At 37.5% G+C, this 17,124-nt stretch carries 14 protein-coding genes; 1 reads left to right on the top strand and 13 read right to left on the bottom strand.

The window, feature by feature from the left end:
- Positions 1 to 311: 311 nt before the first annotated feature.
- Entirely contained in the window at positions 312 to 1,244 is a 933-nt protein-coding gene (gene yidC, locus AB3I42_RS11840) for a membrane protein insertase YidC (protein WP_010718510.1), read from the top strand.
- Positions 1,245 to 1,453: 209 nt separating this feature from the next.
- Here yidC and AB3I42_RS11845 read toward each other — a convergent pair whose 3' ends face one another.
- The 13 genes from AB3I42_RS11845 to recO form a co-directional block, all read right to left on the bottom strand.
- The gene (locus AB3I42_RS11845; protein WP_081123206.1) at positions 1,454 to 2,875 is read right to left on the bottom strand and encodes an oligosaccharide flippase family protein; all 1,422 of its coding nucleotides are present in this window, start codon (positions 2,873 to 2,875) and stop codon (positions 1,454 to 1,456) included.
- On the bottom strand, positions 2,876 to 4,045 hold the full coding sequence (locus AB3I42_RS11850; RefSeq protein WP_010737942.1) for a nucleotide sugar dehydrogenase: 1,170 nt from the start codon (positions 4,043 to 4,045) through the stop codon (positions 2,876 to 2,878).
- A gap of 233 nt (positions 4,046 to 4,278) precedes the next feature.
- A complete protein-coding gene (locus AB3I42_RS11855; protein ID WP_010737943.1) occupies positions 4,279 to 5,370 on the bottom strand; it encodes a glycosyltransferase family 4 protein in 1,092 nt (363 codons plus the stop codon).
- An 11-nt stretch (positions 5,371 to 5,381) separates the two neighbouring features.
- Positions 5,382 to 6,008, bottom strand: coding sequence for a sugar transferase (locus AB3I42_RS11860; protein WP_010737944.1), 627 nt, complete (start codon positions 6,006 to 6,008; stop codon positions 5,382 to 5,384).
- On the bottom strand, positions 6,001 to 7,119 hold the full coding sequence (locus AB3I42_RS11865; RefSeq protein ID WP_368022518.1) for a DegT/DnrJ/EryC1/StrS family aminotransferase: 1,119 nt from the start codon (positions 7,117 to 7,119) through the stop codon (positions 6,001 to 6,003). The genes AB3I42_RS11860 and AB3I42_RS11865 overlap by 8 nt, the downstream gene beginning before the upstream one ends.
- Before the next feature lies 1 nt (position 7,120).
- Positions 7,121 to 7,750: an acetyltransferase gene (locus AB3I42_RS11870; protein WP_010718516.1), complete on the bottom strand. Its 630-nt coding sequence runs from the start codon at positions 7,748 to 7,750 to the stop codon at positions 7,121 to 7,123.
- 168 nt (positions 7,751 to 7,918) lie between these two features.
- Positions 7,919 to 9,736: a polysaccharide biosynthesis protein gene (locus tag AB3I42_RS11875; protein WP_368022519.1), complete on the bottom strand. Its 1,818-nt coding sequence runs from the start codon at positions 9,734 to 9,736 to the stop codon at positions 7,919 to 7,921.
- Positions 9,737 to 9,747: 11 nt separating this feature from the next.
- Positions 9,748 to 10,512, bottom strand: coding sequence for a tyrosine-protein phosphatase (locus AB3I42_RS11880; RefSeq protein WP_010737946.1), 765 nt, complete (start codon positions 10,510 to 10,512; stop codon positions 9,748 to 9,750).
- Positions 10,513 to 10,531: 19 nt separating this feature from the next.
- A complete protein-coding gene (locus AB3I42_RS11885) occupies positions 10,532 to 11,227 on the bottom strand; it encodes a CpsD/CapB family tyrosine-protein kinase (RefSeq protein WP_010718519.1) in 696 nt (231 codons plus the stop codon).
- A 10-nt stretch (positions 11,228 to 11,237) separates the two neighbouring features.
- Positions 11,238 to 12,017, bottom strand: a complete 780-nt coding sequence (locus AB3I42_RS11890; protein WP_131773412.1) for a YveK family protein — start codon at positions 12,015 to 12,017, stop codon at positions 11,238 to 11,240.
- A gap of 842 nt (positions 12,018 to 12,859) precedes the next feature.
- The gene (glyS, locus tag AB3I42_RS11895) at positions 12,860 to 14,935 is read right to left on the bottom strand and encodes a glycine--tRNA ligase subunit beta (RefSeq protein WP_010718521.1); all 2,076 of its coding nucleotides are present in this window, start codon (positions 14,933 to 14,935) and stop codon (positions 12,860 to 12,862) included.
- Between the two features lies 1 nt (position 14,936).
- Positions 14,937 to 15,854, bottom strand: a complete 918-nt coding sequence (gene glyQ / locus AB3I42_RS11900; RefSeq protein WP_010718522.1) for a glycine--tRNA ligase subunit alpha — start codon at positions 15,852 to 15,854, stop codon at positions 14,937 to 14,939.
- Between the two features lie 355 nt (positions 15,855 to 16,209).
- Positions 16,210 to 17,022, bottom strand: a complete 813-nt coding sequence (gene recO, locus AB3I42_RS11905) for a DNA repair protein RecO (protein ID WP_010718523.1) — start codon at positions 17,020 to 17,022, stop codon at positions 16,210 to 16,212.
- Between the last annotated feature and the right edge of the window lie 102 nt (positions 17,023 to 17,124).

Here is a 17,124-nt window from a genome sequence, read left to right on the forward strand (position 1 = left end):
GCAAAAGGTAGCTCTATTTACACTATGAGAAGGCTCACATGACTTTAAGAAAGTTTGACGATAAAGGACTTTTTTTAAAGAAACAACGTGCCTTCTCTCTTCTAATCGTCCCTCATTCGTTTGATCGTTTTTGCTTCTGTTTAACCGATGGCTTTTCTCCCTTTCCTTTTTGTGGTTTGACAAATAACTTTTTTATTTTTTTAAGACCATATAGGTAGGAATCTATGAATTTTCTATAAAGTAGATTGAATTGTGTGGGCTTTTTTAGTATAGTTAATTTTGTGTAAAAATTATAAAAGAGGAAGTATTTTATGAATAAATGGAAAAATTGGGTATTGGGTTCTGGCCTTGTCACAGTCATGCTTTTCTTATCTGGTTGTGTTCGTCTGGATTCAAATGGTAACCCTGACACATCAGGTATCGTGTACCGAGTATTAGTCCATCCAATGGGACAAGCGATTACATATTTAGTGGAGAACTTCAACTGGTCCTATGGTTGGGCTGTTATTTTAATGACAGTCATCGTTCGTATCATCATTTTGCCATTAGGTATTAGTCAATCGAAAAAGACAATGATCCAATCTGAAAAAATGCAAGCATTGAAGCCGCAAGTCGAAGCCGCTCAACAAAAACTAAAAACGGCGACTACTCGTGAAGAACAAATGGCTGCACAAGCTGAAATGCAACAAGTTTATCGTGAAAATGGGTTAAGTATGACTGGCGGGATTGGCTGCTTGCCTCTCTTGATCCAAATGCCGATCTTTTCAGCCCTTTATTTCACAGCTCGTTATACAGAAGGCATTCGTGAATCCTCTTTCTATGGGATCGACTTAGGACACCCTAGTTTTGTATTAGTTGCGATTGCTGGTGCTGCTTATTTACTTCAAGGATATATTTCAACAATCGGTATCCCTGAAGAACAAAAGAAAACAATGCGTACGATGCTTATCGTTTCGCCTGCGATGATCGTCTTCATGTCGATCAGTGCGCCAGCTGGAGTCACACTTTATTGGGTAGTTGGTGGTATCTTTAGTTGTTTGCAAACCTTCATTACAAATGTCATCATGAAGCCTAAATTAAAAGCTCAAGTGGCAGAAGAGTTAAAACAAAATCCACCGAAGCAAGTCGTAACACCTCGTAAAGACGTGACACCTGCGGATAGCGAACAACCAGTGAAGAAACAAGTCAAAGCACCTAAAAACCAAACAGGTCGTAACGCTGGAAAACAACAAAAACGGAAATAACTAAGCATTTCGTTTATTTCTCAAAATAGCTAAAATAAAAAAGGAAGAGAGAACGCCTCTCCTCCTTTTTTATTTTGTCCTCTGATCATTTACTATTCTTCTCTATATTGCCGAATCAATGGTTCGGATTGAATGAAAATCAGTGTAAACATTTTTCTTTTCACTAGCAGCAACCACTTTCAAGGTCTCTGACCTGTTGTTTGTCATCATTAGATTTTCTTTTTGATCCTCAATAAATCAACTAGTGGATTGACTTTGGTTATCGTTGTGATTGCGAGATAGATCGGACAAGCAATGACGAATTGGATCAGATTGGTTCGGATATTACTCGTTAAATGACCTGTTAAAAACCTGGTGATCAAACACATGATCAATCCAGCAATTATAAACATCCCGATTTTTCTTAGAGAAAAGGTAAACGTCGTCTGTTTCAGAAAAGCTCTTGTTCTTACAACTGTAACGAAACTTTCGGCGAGAATAGTTGAAAATACAACGCCCAAAAAGCCAATAGACGGCAATAGTATGAGATTTGCCACAAGATTGATGATAGCTCCAATGATTACTGAACGATTATACTCTTTAACCTGACCGATTGGCATTAGATATTGTCTAGAAATCGCCATGCCTAAAGGAACGATCACAATCAAAACCGTAAAATATGGAATAATTTGAGTGATGTAGCTAAATTTTTCGCCAAAAAACCAAGGAACGAGCTTGTCATAAACTGTCAACATCCCAAACATGATTGGAATCGAAAAAAACAATTGTAAATGAATCGTTTTTTCCATCGTGCGAACGATTTTCTCCATATTTTTTTTTGCAAAAAAACTTGTCATATGGGGAAGTAAGACGATGTCTAAGGTAGTTATGATCGTGATGAATACGGTATTCAATTGCAGAGAATTGGTAAAATAGCCCACTGCAACACTTCCTAATGTGAAACCTAAAAGGGTCTTATTCAAATTGGTATACAACATGATCGCAATTTGAGGAATAAAATAATCAAAAGAGCCCTTTAAATGACTAAGACTTTTCTTTAAATCAACTTTCGTCAAATGAATGTATTTAGGAATAAAGAACCAGACACTCACTTGTGAACAAACTAAACCTAGTCCTTGAATCAAGGTATATTTTAACGTGTCGTCTTCGTTTTTAATCAAGAAAAGAATGAGAAAAAACGTGACTAGTTGGACTACTAAATTAGCTATACTAGTTTTCTTAAAATCTTCAATTCCCATAAAAAACCAAGATACGTCAAATAATACGGCAAAAATCGCCAAGGATTGGACAAACAAATACGAACGATTATTTAATAAAGAGGCAACAATAAAGTAAACGACTATGACAATTAAGCTCGCTAATGCCTTAAAAAGCAGAATTTCCCAAAAAACTTCTGATAACGCTTCTTTCTTACAGTTGTAAGTCAAAGTTATTTCCCGGTTCCCGTACATCGTTACCCCTAGCCCCGCAAACAAAACAAAATATTGGACAATTGAAAACGTATAATTATAAAGACCGATCCCACTTGGTCCTAAAGCATTAGAAACGATTGGAATGGTAATAATCGGAAGAATGATTTTCGTCAGTTGAAACAAGCTCTGATAAAAAAAATTTTTGGCTATATTTTTCATTTATTCATCCCGACTAAAAATATCTCTCGTATAGACTTTTTCGATCACATCTTTTAATTGATGGTCCATCCGATTTGAGACGATCACATCCGATAGTTGTTTGAATCGCGCAAGATCCGAAACGACAGGCGCATGATGAAATTCTTCAACAGGTAACGTTGGCTCATAGACAACCACCGAAACTCCTTGTTCCTGGATTCGTTTCATGACTCCTTGAATCGATGAATAACGGAAATTGTCTGAATCGGCTTTCATCGTTAACCGATAGATTCCCACAGTCTTAGGCTTTTGGGCTAAAATTTGTTCTGCAATAAAATCTTTTCTGGTTGTATTTGCTTCAACGATCGCTTGGATAAGATTGTTAGGCACATCGGTATAATTTGCTTTCAACTGTTTCGTATCTTTTGGCAAACAATACCCTCCATAACCAAATGAAGGATTATTGTAATGAGAGCCGATACGTGGGTCCAGTCCGACGCCTTCAATGATTTGTTTCGTATTTAAGCCTCGTATCTCCGCATAACTATCCAATTCATTGAAGTAAGCCACACGCAACGCCAGATACGTATTTGAGAATAACTTGATTGCTTCCGCTTCTGTTGAATGAGTCAATAAAACTGGGACATTATCTGCTTGCGTATTCTTTTTGAACATATTCGCAATCTCTGTCCCTCTATCTGAACATTCTCCTACAACAATGCGGGAAGGATAAAGATTATCGTACAATGCTTTACCTTCACGTAAAAATTCTGGTGAAAAAACAATATTTTCTGTTTGATATTTTTTCTTTAATTCGGCCGTATACCCTACTGGTACCGTGGACTTAATGATAAATTTTGCTTCTGGACGAATGGCGAGAGCTTGTTCAATGATGCTCTCAATCGATGAGGTATTAAAATAATTTTTCTTTTCATCGTAATCAGTGGGTGTGGCAATAATCAAATAATCACCAAAAAGAACCGCTTCTCGGAAATCCTTAATAAATTCGATTGCTAGGTCTTCTCTTTGAAGAAAATTATGTACTTCACGGTCTTCAATTGGTGACTCCTTCTTTTGTAGTCGTTCGATCTTTTCTGCTACGATGTCATAAGCTTTGACATTCTCATGCTGGCTAAGTAATAACGCATTGGCTAGCCCTACATAGCCTAGGCCGAAAATTGATACGTTCAATTGGTTTCACCTCTATAATTAATTTTATTAACATAAAAAACACAAACTGGAACGTTATTGGTAGTTCTTCGTTTCATTCGCTTTATAAAAAACAAAGCCATTTACTTTTCCTTTGAACCCAGGCTCATTTCGTCAGTCACTCTTACAAATAATCAAAACATTCTTGAGGTTAAGAGCTTTTCACCTCATTTTCCCTGTTTAAGTGCTTTTTTTATTTTGTGAAATTCCTTTAGTTATAAAGTTTCATAAAGTTCTGCTACTTGATTGATGATTACATTTTCGCTGAATTGTTGGATATGAGCAGCAGCGTTCTCGGAATATTTTGTAACAGGTAACGTTCCAGCAAAAAAATCTTGAAGAATATTCACTAGTTCTTCTGACTCTTTGACATCAAACAATTTTCCTGTGTTCTCATCATAGATCAGATCTTTATTGCCTCGTATATTTGAAGCGACTACCGGTAAACCAACGCTCATAGCCTCCATGATCGATACGGGCAATCCTTCTCTTAAAGAAGGAAAGAGAAATAGATCACTCATTTTCATGATCTGAATAATATCCTTACGATATCCGAGTAAACTGACTTTCTTTTCCAAACCTAAAAATTTAATTTTTTGTTCCAGCGTTTGTTTCAAAGGCCCCGTTCCACAAATAAAATAGTGGAAATCTTGGTCTTTAAATGAAGCGAGTGCATGAATCACCAGTTCGTGGTTTTTGTTTTTATTCAATTCACCGACTGAAAGGAGTACTTTGGTTGTTGGCTGAGCTAGTGAAAGTACCTTACTTTTTAGCCGTTTATCAACCAAGGTTTTCTCGAACTTTTCGACTTGGATTCCAACCCCCTGAATCAAATGAGTTTGTGTTGCTTTAAATTTTTGTGAAGCAAGCAAATAATCTTCCTGATTAATGGTAATAAGCTTACTTGTATAACGAGATAAGTATTTTTCAACTGGGTAATAGACGAACCAATTAAGCATAGGGGCTCCTTGATAAAAGTGAAACCCATGTGCCGTATAGTAGATAGGAATATTGATCCGCTTACAAGCAAGTCTTGTCACCATCGAAGCAACTGGCGTATGCGTATGTACGATATCGATATTCTCTTCTTTGATCAGCTGTTTGATTTTCTTATAGGCTAAAAGATTGCTTTTAGCTAATGGATTCCTATTGAATGGTATTTGAAATACAGGTATTTTTTTATCAGAAAAATAAGATGCCAACGGTTGTTCAAGCGCACATGCCACACTCACTTCATGTCCATTTTTGATTAGTTGATCAATATGAGGGATTAAAAAAGCATTGAGTGTATTGGAGATCGTCGTCACATATAAAATTTTCAGTATGGTTCATTCCCTTCAAATTTTTCACTTGTTGGTCCAAAATTTGAGCTAATCCCTTCTTGTTTGAACACCTTAAGAACTGTTTGTAACAAGATCCAAACATCTTTGCCAAACGAATAACTTTCAACGTACAAACAATCATACGTAAACTTTTCTTCCCAACTGATCGCATTTCTACCACTGACTTGGGCCAATCCGGTCAAACCTGGGCGAATGTTGTGGCGTTTTCGTTGCTCTTCATTATAAAGTGTCAAATATTCTACCAATAATGGACGAGGACCAACAAAAGACATTTCGCCTTTAAAGATATTCCAAAGCTCTGGCAGCTCGTCAAGGCTAGTCGCTCTAAGTAGTTTGCCGAATTTTGTTAGACGAACTTCATCTGGAAGATACGCGCCATGTTGATCTTTCTCGTCTGTCATCGTGCGAAACTTGTACATAAAAAATAATTGTTCATTCTTCCCTGGTCTTGTTTGCTTAAAAATAACCGGTGAACCTAGTTTAAATCGAACACACCCTGCAAGTATGAGCATCAGTGGTGCAAGCAAAAGCAATAAAAGACCTGAGAAAAAAAGATCGAACGCACGCTTTCCAAAAAGTCGATAAAAGGTTGGTTTACTCATAACGCATCACTCGCTTGATCGTTGCAACGACTCTATTTAACTCTTCATCCGTCATTTTAGTATCTGAGGGAAGACAAACTCCAGAAGAAAAAAGCGATTCTGCAACTTCACCGCCAATAAAATCAAAAGAGTCAAAAACAGGCTGTAAGTGCATCGGTTTCCAGACAGGACGTGCTTCGATCTGTCCTTTTTCCAATTCTTCAATCAAATAAGATGGATCTATTCCTTCTAAACGAATGACACTCAACCAATAGTTAGGTTCGTTCCAAGAGTTTTCCGGCATAAATTGTATATTAGGAAACTCGGACAATTCTTCTTGATAAAATTGATAGATGGCACGCTTCTTTTGGATTCTTTCATTTAATACTTTTAATTGACCACGTCCGATTCCTGCTAATATATTGCTCATACGATAGTTATAACCGATTTCTAAATGTTGATAATGACGTTCATTTTCACGAGATTGAGTGGCCCAAAATTTGACTTTTTCGATTTTTAAAGGATCGTCAGAGATCAATGCTCCCCCACCTGAAGTTGTGATGATCTTATTTCCATTGAAGGAATAAATCCCATAGTCTCCAAACGTTCCTGTATATTTACCTTGGTAAGTCGTTCCTAATGATTCGGCAGCATCTTCAATCAACGTCACTTGATATTCTTGACAGATCTGCATGATTTCAGCTAAGTTTGCAGCTAATCCATATAAGTGAATGACGATCACCGCTTTCGCTTTTGGATATTTTTCTAAAGCTGCGCGTAAATGAACAGGACTCATATTCCAAGTTTCGGCATCACTATCCACAAAGATTGGGGCGGCTCCTTGATAAAGAATCGGGTTGACCGTAGCTGCAAAAGTCAAGGATTGACAAATCACTTGATCTCCTTTCGTGACACCTGCTGCCTTTAATGCTAAATGAATCGCTGCCGTACCTGAAGAAAGCGCAGCAACATGCTTGGCTCCCACATGATCTGCCAGTTCTTGCTCAAAACCATCGACATTGGCACCTAAAGGGGCAATCCAGTTCGTATCAAAGGCTTCTTTAACAAACGCTTGTTCATAGCCTGCTTCACTCATATGGGGCGAAGCTAATAATATTCGCTTTTTTCTCACATCAACTCCACCTTTCAATTATCTTTGCTGGTACCCCCACCCATTTTGAATGATGAGGGATATCTCTGATGACAACACTGCCAGCCCCAATAATGTTACCATCACCAATCGAACGTTCTTGAATAATCTTTGTACCGACACCCAGTTCATTTTTATCTCCTAAAGTGACTGCTCCCGAAATATTGACATTAGGAAAAATGGCATTGTAACTACCTATAATGGAGTCATGACCGATTGTTGAACCAATATTGATCATATTGAAGTCACCGATTGAAATATCTGCAGTATAGGTCGTGTAAGGCATCAATATGTTCCCAATGCCCAGTTGAACATTTAAGCCAATCAATGCGCTAGGGGCAAACAAATTTGGAAAAAGCAAGTGAGGGTTTTGTCGTAACTGTTCATAGATGTTTTCTTTGACCGTCGGAGCCGCAATCCCAAGAAAAACTGCCATTGGTGTTTTGACTTGAAGCAAGTCAGCAATTTTGCCAATCACAGGTTTTCCTAGAACATCGCTTTGCTCACTTTTACGATCATCGACAAAACCGACCCACTGATACTCATTTTGTTGTTGGAGCAAAAAAGCAATTTCTTTACCAAACCCACCTGCTCCTACTATTATTGCATCCACTCGCTTTCTCCTCTCGTTTCTTTTTTTGATGGTCAAACGTTTTTTTACATGCGATTTGAATAACGTATCCCTATGCAATTTTTGATCGCAGGAATCGTATAATCCAGCACATAAAGCAATGATTTTACTACTTTACTAATAGTACGTTCAGCTTAAAACAGCTAGTTTCTATTGATTAGAAGCATTGGCAAAACGAATCACTTCTCTTGCTAATTGTTTCTCATCTTTTGGCAAATGACGGATAAAATCCATCACTTTTTGATTTGAATAACCTTTGATGTTTCCGACAAAAATTTTTTCATAGACAGCTTCATCGTTTCTCTCTTTATCCAACAGTAGTTCTTCATATAGTTTTTCCCCAGGACGGATACCCGTTTCAAGAATCTCAATTTCGTCTTCACGATAGCCACTCAGGCGAATCATATTTTTGGCAAGGTTGACGATTTTGACTGGTTCACCCATATCTAAAATAAAAATCTCTCCACCTTTAGCCAAGACTCCTGATTGAATAACCAATCGACTTGCTTCAGGAATTGTCATAAAGTAACGTGTCATCCGAAAATCAGTAATCGTGACTGGTCCACCTTGCGCAATTTGTTCACGAAAGACAGGAATCACACTTCCTCGTGAACCTAATACATTTCCAAAGCGAACAGCGGAAAATGTTGTTCCATTTTTTTCGTTCAATCCTGTTACAATCATTTCTGCAATCCGCTTTGTCGCTCCCATCACATTAGGTGGATGATTCGCTTTATCTGTTGAGACCATCACAAAATTCTTGACTTTCGCTTGTTTGGCTGCTTCCGCAACATTTTTCGTTCCAAGAATATTATTTTTTACTGCTTCTTTAGGATTTACTTCCATGAGAGGAACATGCTTATGTGCTGCAGCATGATAAACGATATCTGGGCGATAGTTTTGCATGATCTCATTGATTTTGTCACGATCTTGAATATCTGCAATGAGCGGGACGATTTTTGTCTGCTGATTTTGCTGATTCATGCGGAGTTCCCGATCGATCAAATAAATCGAATTTTCCCCATGTCCTACTAGTAATAATTGTGCTGGGGAAAACTGGATAATCTGCCGACAAATCTCTGAGCCGATCGAGCCACCCACACCAGTCACAAGAATGGTTTTCCCTGTCAAATGACCTTTGATCGATTCAATGTCCAATTCAACTTCATCTCTTTCTAGTAAATCAACTACGTCAATTTTTTTTAATTTTGTGACACTGACTTTTCCAGAAGCGATTTCTTCCATTGAAGGCATCGTGTTTACTTTGACATGCAAGGATTCTACCATTTGAAAGATATTCCTGATTTTTGTTTTGGATAAGGAAGGAATGGCGATGGTAACGATTTGTACATCATGTTTCTTGATTAGTGCAGGGAGGTCTTTGATCATACCGATCACTTTTTTTCCTGAAAGATATGTATTTTGCTTATTAGGATCATCATCAACAAAACCAATGACATAGGTGTCACTTGCTGTTTTTGATCCAAGTAAGATATTTGCCAAAATTCTACCGCCTTCACCAGCGCCTACGATGATCGTCTTCTTGGCAGTGGCTCTAGGTTGTAGCTTTGTCTGCTTTTTCTCAATGTAAAGACGCCACTCCAGACGGCTTCCCATGATTAAAAGCAAAGACAAAATATAGGTAAAGATCGTTAGACGTAACATATACTGATGATTGATAAAAAACAAGACAAAAATATTTGAAATCATAGTGATCGACAAAGAAACAAAAATCGCCCTGATTTCTTCTAAATTCATATAGCGATTGATCCTTGTAAAGACTTTAAATAAACTCCCATAAAACAAATAGAAACCTATTGAAACGCCTGTAGAGATGAACATAAAATCCGTTGATACTTCTGCGAATGGCTTCATGAATCTAATTGTAGCAATGTTTGCCAAAAACAACAATAAGCTATCAACTCCTATCAAAATAGCAATCTTTCTTTTTCTTGTGACTTCAAACACCTTTACTCCCCCTAAAATAACCCAAACTTCTTCTTTTTTATCGCTTGATAAGTTGGATAATGAATCTGCTCCCCATTGATTAAATCTTTGGCGACTTGTTTCATTTGTTCAACTTTTTCGTTATTGAAGTCTTTAGCGATTTGTTCATAACATTCTTTTAAACAAAAAGAACGTCGCTCAACACCGTGAGCATCCGAAGCAATCATTTGTACAAGATTGTACTTGACCATTTTTTTTGCTGTTTTTTGGATTTCTTTGCCAAAGCGCCCCAGATAACTTGGCGCTGTCAGCTGTGTCAAACAGCCCATTTCTAGATAAGGCAACAAACGATTCGGATCTTTTGCAAAATAAGTATTACGCTCAGGATGCACGATTACTGGTATTTTTCCTAGTTTCAACAGTTCAAAAAAAAGGTTCTTTGCATATAACGGTACTTCTAATGTAGGAAATTCAATCAACAGATAAGTATCATTTAAATCTGTAAAAAGAAGTTCATCTCGGTGAAGCGCTTCAAGCAATTCTCCAGTAATACGAACTTCTTGACCTTCTAATAACACCAACGGTAAATTTCTTTTATCCAGCTCTTTTTGTAAAGTGGCGACTAGGGGAATGACTTTTTTCTTTTGATTACAATACTTGCCATTGTTATGGTGCGGTGTACATAAAATATGAGTAATCCCTTGTTCAACCGCTTTTTCAGCCATTGCTAGGCTTTCTTCCAGGTTTTGCGCACCATCGTCAACTGCTGGTAATAGATGACAATGTAAATCGATCATTCCCTTTACCTCCTCTTTATCATTCATAATAATAACTTGTATCTTTGCTTTGTTCGACTCCGTTATAAACAATTCCCAGTACCTTTGCCTGAGCCATCTCTAATAATTTTTTTGCTTTCACAACTGCTTCTTTTCGTGAAGTCTTTTCACGTACTACCAGAAGCGTACCATCTGCCTTTGATGACAAGATTTGAGCATCTGTCACAGTTACAATCGGCGGCAAATCAAACATCACGATATCATAGAGCTGACTTGCTTCTACCATTAGTTGATCCATTCTTTTCGAGCTTAACAGCTCTGATGGATTAGGAGGAATCGGTCCACTTGGTAATACCGATAATTCCTTGATTGCCGTTTTTTGGATCCCTTTACTGATCGTTTCAGTTGAACTGAGTAGATTACTTAATCCATAGTGATTATTTATTTGAAATGCTTTGTAAATAACTGGTTTTCGCATGTCAGCATCAACTAATAACACTTTCTGACCAGCTTTTGCAAAGACAACAGCCAGATTTGCAGCCGTGGTCGATTTCCCTTCACCTGGTCCAGATGACGTGACCACGATCGTTTTGACTTGTTGATCATTGATTGAAACAAATTGGATATTGGTTCGAATCGTTCGGTAGTGCTCAGCCGCTGCTGATGAAGGATTAGTTAAAGTAATCAAACGAATCGGTTGAAGTAGTGTTTCTTTTTGTTTTATGACACGTCGCATGTTTTCCCTCCTACACTCTCGAACGAGCTCTACGAGAAGCTCTCGCTTGTTCACCAGTTTCATCGTTTATTGTCACCGGTGCATTGTTGTTTTTGTCATTTCTATTGAAATCTTTGGCAGTCATTTCTGGTACCGTCCCTAAAATTGGAAACCCTATGACCTCCGAAAGATATTTTTCATCTTTCACAGTCTGGTCGAACAATTCCAATAACAGAGCTATCCCCATGCCAATCATCAGACCTAAAATAAGGCCAAGGACAATATTTATTTTTTTATTTGGTGACACCGATGTTCCGTCCGCAACCGCTTCAGAAATGATCGATATTTTATCAACATTCATCACATCTTTTGCTTTCGTTTGAAACACCTCAGCTGTGGTATTCGCAATTTTCTGAGCATTATCTGGAATCGAACTAATCGCTTGGATAGAAAACATTTGTGAATTTTCGGATTGATTCACTGTGATTGCTTGTTTGATTTCTCCAACCGTCATTGCTAGCTGATCTTGCGTTTCTAATTGATCTTTCACTTCACTTAAAACTAAGTCACTAATAATCATATCTTTGTAGGTGTTAATCATTTGTAAATTCGTATTCACATCATTGACATTCGTAATATTTGACTGAGGCAACGTGACAATCAATTGGGCTTGTGAACTAAACTTGGGTGTTAAAATAAAGAATGTAACGAAACTTGCTACCGCCAAACCAACTAACGTTGAAATAAATAAGGTCAACAAACGCTTACGAAATACTCCGATGATCTCTTTTATACTAATTGTCTCTTCCATTTCTCTCCACTTTCCTGTTACTTTCCTAGATTCATTTTTCTTTTAACACATGACATCCTGCTGATGTTACTTGTTCTCATAAAATATACTCATTTCAGTGAAGCTTCGTGAGACTTCCATCCTATGAACATACTTAGATAATAAAATGACATCGATTTCTAAAAAAATTTTTTAGTTTATCATTCAGATGATAATTATTATCATCTAGAGTAAGATACTGGATCCCATCGTTTTAAAAACTTTTTATTCCCAAAAAAATAAATCGTTACTTTATCTAATCGCTTCCAAATCACGGGAAATTTGCTAATTTCATTAGACAAGTAAAGAATTTCTACCTGAGACCCTATTTACTATTATCCCATTCATAACAAACTTTTCTTGTCATGAATAACAATTTTTCTATATTAATTATACCTAACTTTCATTTTTAAATAAAGGATGATTTAAAAATAACAAAAACTATGCATTTCACTCAATAGCACTGACCGATTGTTCTCTTTTTACCAAAAAATGTCATATTGTTCTGATTCGTGAAAGAAAAGTCGCTTATTGCTAGATAGCATGAATAAAAACGATATACACTACATAAATAGAGTCTGAGGTATTAAGACCTTAAGCTTACTTTTTACACTAAGATGAGTAATTGTTATGAAAGCATCCACTCTGGTACTTTCACAATCTTATCGACGGCGTTCAAAGATCTGCACTTCGGTAATCAGTCAAAAAATAAGCCGAAGCATTTAAAAATAGAAGAAACTATTTTCGGATGCTTCGGCTTATATCTCAGAGCTAGACTTGTCATAACGCTTGTTTCAAATCAAGTTGGCAGAGGGCTACCTGATTTATTTAGTGATAATCTGATCTAAGCTTGCTATTGATAGTGCCATTTCAGCAATTTGTTTCAGCTGTGCCAAACGATTGTTACGGACAGCAGGATCGTCTACCATGACCATGGTTTGGTCAAAATACGTTTCGATCAATGGACGTAAAGCAACAAGTTGATCATAATCTTCTTTCAGCGTTTGTGTACCAAATTGTTTTTTCATTTCTGCTACCGCTTGATAAAGTGCTGTTTCAGCTTCATTTTCAAATAATGCAGGATTAATCTCTGTTGTCGTTGTTTCTTGCGCTTTCTTCGCTAAATTAACCACTCGAGTCAATGCTTCCATCGATGGCTTAAACTCTTCCTCATCTAAACGTTCTTTAAACAGTTGAGCTGCTGCAAAAACTTTTGTCAAATCGCTTTGTTTTGCATTCAAAACTGCATCAATCACATCGTGTCGGATTTGTTTTGTAGTTAGTAACTGACGGAAACGTCCTTTGATAAAATCAATGACTGCCTGTTGTCCATCCGATAACTGGACGCCAAAACGTTCTTGATCTTCATTGATTGCCTGGTCGATTTCACGTTGTAAACGAACCAATGGAAATGCCCAATTTTTTGCTTCGATGATGCGGACAATCCCATACGCTTGACGACGAAGAGCATACGGATCATTTGACCCACTTGGGATCATTCCAACTGTAAAGAAAGAGAAGATACTATCTAATTTGTCTGCAATCGCTAATACTGCACCAATTTTGGTTTCTGGTAAGTCACCTTCACTTGAAATTGGCAGATAGTGTTCCTTGATAGCTGTTGCTACAGCTGATGTTTCGCCGTGTAATCGCGCATATTTTTCACCCATGATCCCTTGAAGCTCTGGAAACTCACCTACCATGTTGGTCACTAAATCAAATTTATAGATTTCAGCAGCACGTTGTAAATCCGTTAACTCTTCTGGTGATAAGCCGACAGATTTACCTAAAATACGAGCAATAACTTGTACTCGTTGCATTTTTTCGTAGATGCTTCCAATTTTTTCATGGAAAGTCACTGATTTTAATTTATCAACAAAAGTCTCGATTTCAATCTTTTTATCTTCATTGTAGAAAAACTCTGCATCTTCTAAACGAGCAGTCAATACTTTTTGATTTCCACGGATCACGTTTTCTAGTTTGACACGATCCCCATTTCGAGCAGAAATAAAATGTGGCAAGAGTAATCCTTGGTCATTTCTTACTTCAAAATAACGTTGGTGCTCCTTCATTGAAGTAACCAATACTTCTTCAGGGACAGACAGATATTTTTCTTCAAAATCGCCAGCAAAAACTGTGGGATATTCGACTAAATTATTCACTTCTTCTAATAACTTTTCGTCTAAATCGATCGTCCAATGGTTTTTCTCTGCTAATTCTGTTGCTTGTTGGACAATCATTTCTTTTCTTTTATGTGGCGCAGCTATCACGAATTGTTCTTGTAATTTTTCTTCATACTCATTGGCATGAGCGAAACGAACTGTTTCTCCTAAGAAACGATGACCACGTGATGTGCGATCTGTTGTAACATCTAAAATCTCGAAAGGAATCACTTCATCATCTAGTAAAGCAACAATCCAATGAATAGGACGAATATATTCGAAGTCAAAATTTGCCCAATGCATCGTAACAGGAAATGTCAAACTTTTGATGACATCTGCAAGTCCAGTCAATACTTCTTTCGCTGGTTGTCCATGTGTATATTTGGTTACGTACACATACTCTACACCCTTCAGCTCTTTAAAGGTAATATCGTCAGTCGTCAAACCTTGACCACGTACAAACCCTTCTGCGGCTTTCGTCCAATTTCCATCTGAATCCAATGCGATTTTTTTAGCCGGACCCTTTAATTCTTCTTCGCTATCTGCTTGACGTTCTGGGATATTGGTTACTTTGATCGCTAAACGTCTTGGCGTTGAAAAAGTTTCGATTGTATCATAAGACAATTGGTGTTCATCTAAAAACTTTGCTGTTTTTTGTTCCAGTTGTTTCATGCTTGGTGTAACTACATGGGCAGGCATTTCTTCCAACCCGATTTCTAAAAGTAACTCTTTTGCCATGTTATTCAGCCTCCTTAACCGTTTCTGGATTTGCTGTGTTTTTATTCAATAAAGGAAATCCTAATTTTTCACGCTCTGCCACAAAAATCTTTGCAACAGATTTTGCCATATTTCTGATACGTGACAGATAACCAGCACGTTCTGTGACAGAAACTGCCCCACGAGCATCTAGTAGATTGAATGTATGGCTGCATTTTAAAATGTAATCATAGGCAGGATGAACTAAATTTTCATCAATGCATCGTTTAGCTTCTTTTTCAAAACGATCAAAATTACTTAATAATAGTTCTTGATCACTGACTTCAAATGAATATTTGGAGTGCTCGTATTCAGGCTGTTTGAAAATCTCCCCATATTTTACGCCATCTGACCATTCAAGATCATAGACACTTTCTACTTCTTGGATGTAGGATGCCAAGCGCTCCAAACCATAAGTAATTTCAGATGTCACTGGTTTACATGGCAGACCGCCGACTTGTTGGAAATACGTGAATTGTGTAATTTCCATTCCATCGAGCCAAACTTCCCAACCAACACCGGCACAGCCCATCGAAGGGTTTTCCCAGTTATCTTCGACAAACCGAATGTCGTGTTCCAAAGGATCGATCCCCAATAAACGTAAACTTTCTAAATAAAGTTCTTGGATATTTTCAGGTGATGGTTTCATCACTACTTGGAACTGATGATGTTGATACAGACGGTTCGGATTTTCCCCATAACGACCGTCGGCTGGGCGACGAGAAGGCTCTACGTATGCTGCATTCCAAGGCTCTGGTCCAATTGCTCGTAAAAAGGTATATGGGCTCATTGTACCTGCCCCCTTTTCTGTATCATAGGCTTGCATCAACATGCACCCATTTGATGACCAAAATTTTTGCAACGTCAAGATCATGTCTTGTACAGATAATTTTTTGCTCATTTAAAATGACTCCTTCCACTTCTAAATAGTTTGCTGAGAATTTGAAACAACAAAAAGTCCCTATGCTTGTCTAAACAAACATAGGGACGAATAACTTCGCGGTTCCACCCTACTTCCGAAAATTTCGGCAGCTTCATTGTCAGTACTCCCAAGTGCCTCTTCAAAAACCGACAGCATTCGGCTCACACCCTCCCGAACTCGCTTTTGCTACGTATTTTTTACTGATCTTGTTCAACGTACTTTATTCTTTTATTTAGCCAATCAAGTTTTTGTACACAACTCTCATTTATCTAGGTTCCATAATAGACGTATAGTTAGGCTTTTGTCAAATAGTTTTGAATGTTGATTGAACATTCTACTCATTTTTTTGGTTTTCAGAAGCACTTTCTCCTTCCGGATCAGGCTTTTTTAGGACATGTTCCCATGATTTCATTTGATCAATGAACTTTTTACTTTTTAGATGAATCCCTACGTATTCTTCGTATAACTGGTCAATCAGTTGCCTGATCGTTGCTTTAGTTTCGTCTTTTAAATTGATCCCTGTGATCTTATCATAAGAAATAGCAGAGAACATACGCACGAAATAAACAGCTCTTGGATCTGCATGATAACGACGGTGATCCATTGACCAATGTTCTTCGCACAGCACGCCTCCATATTTGGAAGAATAATCAAATTTACCTTGTGTTTTACCACACACCACACAATGTGTCCAAATCGGTGCAATCCCAAAGCGTTGCAATAATTGTACCTCAAAGATGTTAGTGATGATTTCCGCGTCGTCCCCCTGATCCATCCGTTGCAATGCTGCTTGTGTAAATTGAAAAAGATGGGGATCATATTGATGGTCTTCGATCGCTGCATCCACTAAGTTTAACAAATACGTGCCGTAACCACTTAAAAAAATGTCTTCTTGAATTTTTCTAAAGGAGTGAACATCTTTTACGCTGGTTATAAACGAAAGTCCTTCACTTTTAAACGTACCAATGTAGATTCCTTCAGTAAAAGGGAGCAGTGCAGGTGCTAATGGTTGGTTTTGCCGGTGAATTCCTTTGACATAAAACATCAGCTTCCCCGCAGACTCAGTAAAAATTTTCACTAATTTGTCTTTTTCTTTATAATTTCGACTGGACAATATGATCCCTTTTGATTCGGCTAGCTGGCTCATTTTTTTCGCCCCCCTTTTAGAAAAAGAATAAGGAAAAGAAAAATCATTCACTGAATCATTTTCCTTTCCCACTTATTCTACTCATTTTCTTGTCTTCTGACT

The organism is Enterococcus sp. C53 (genome assembly GCF_040887425.1).
GTDB lineage: Bacteria > Bacillota > Bacilli > Lactobacillales > Enterococcaceae > Enterococcus_B > Enterococcus_B hirae.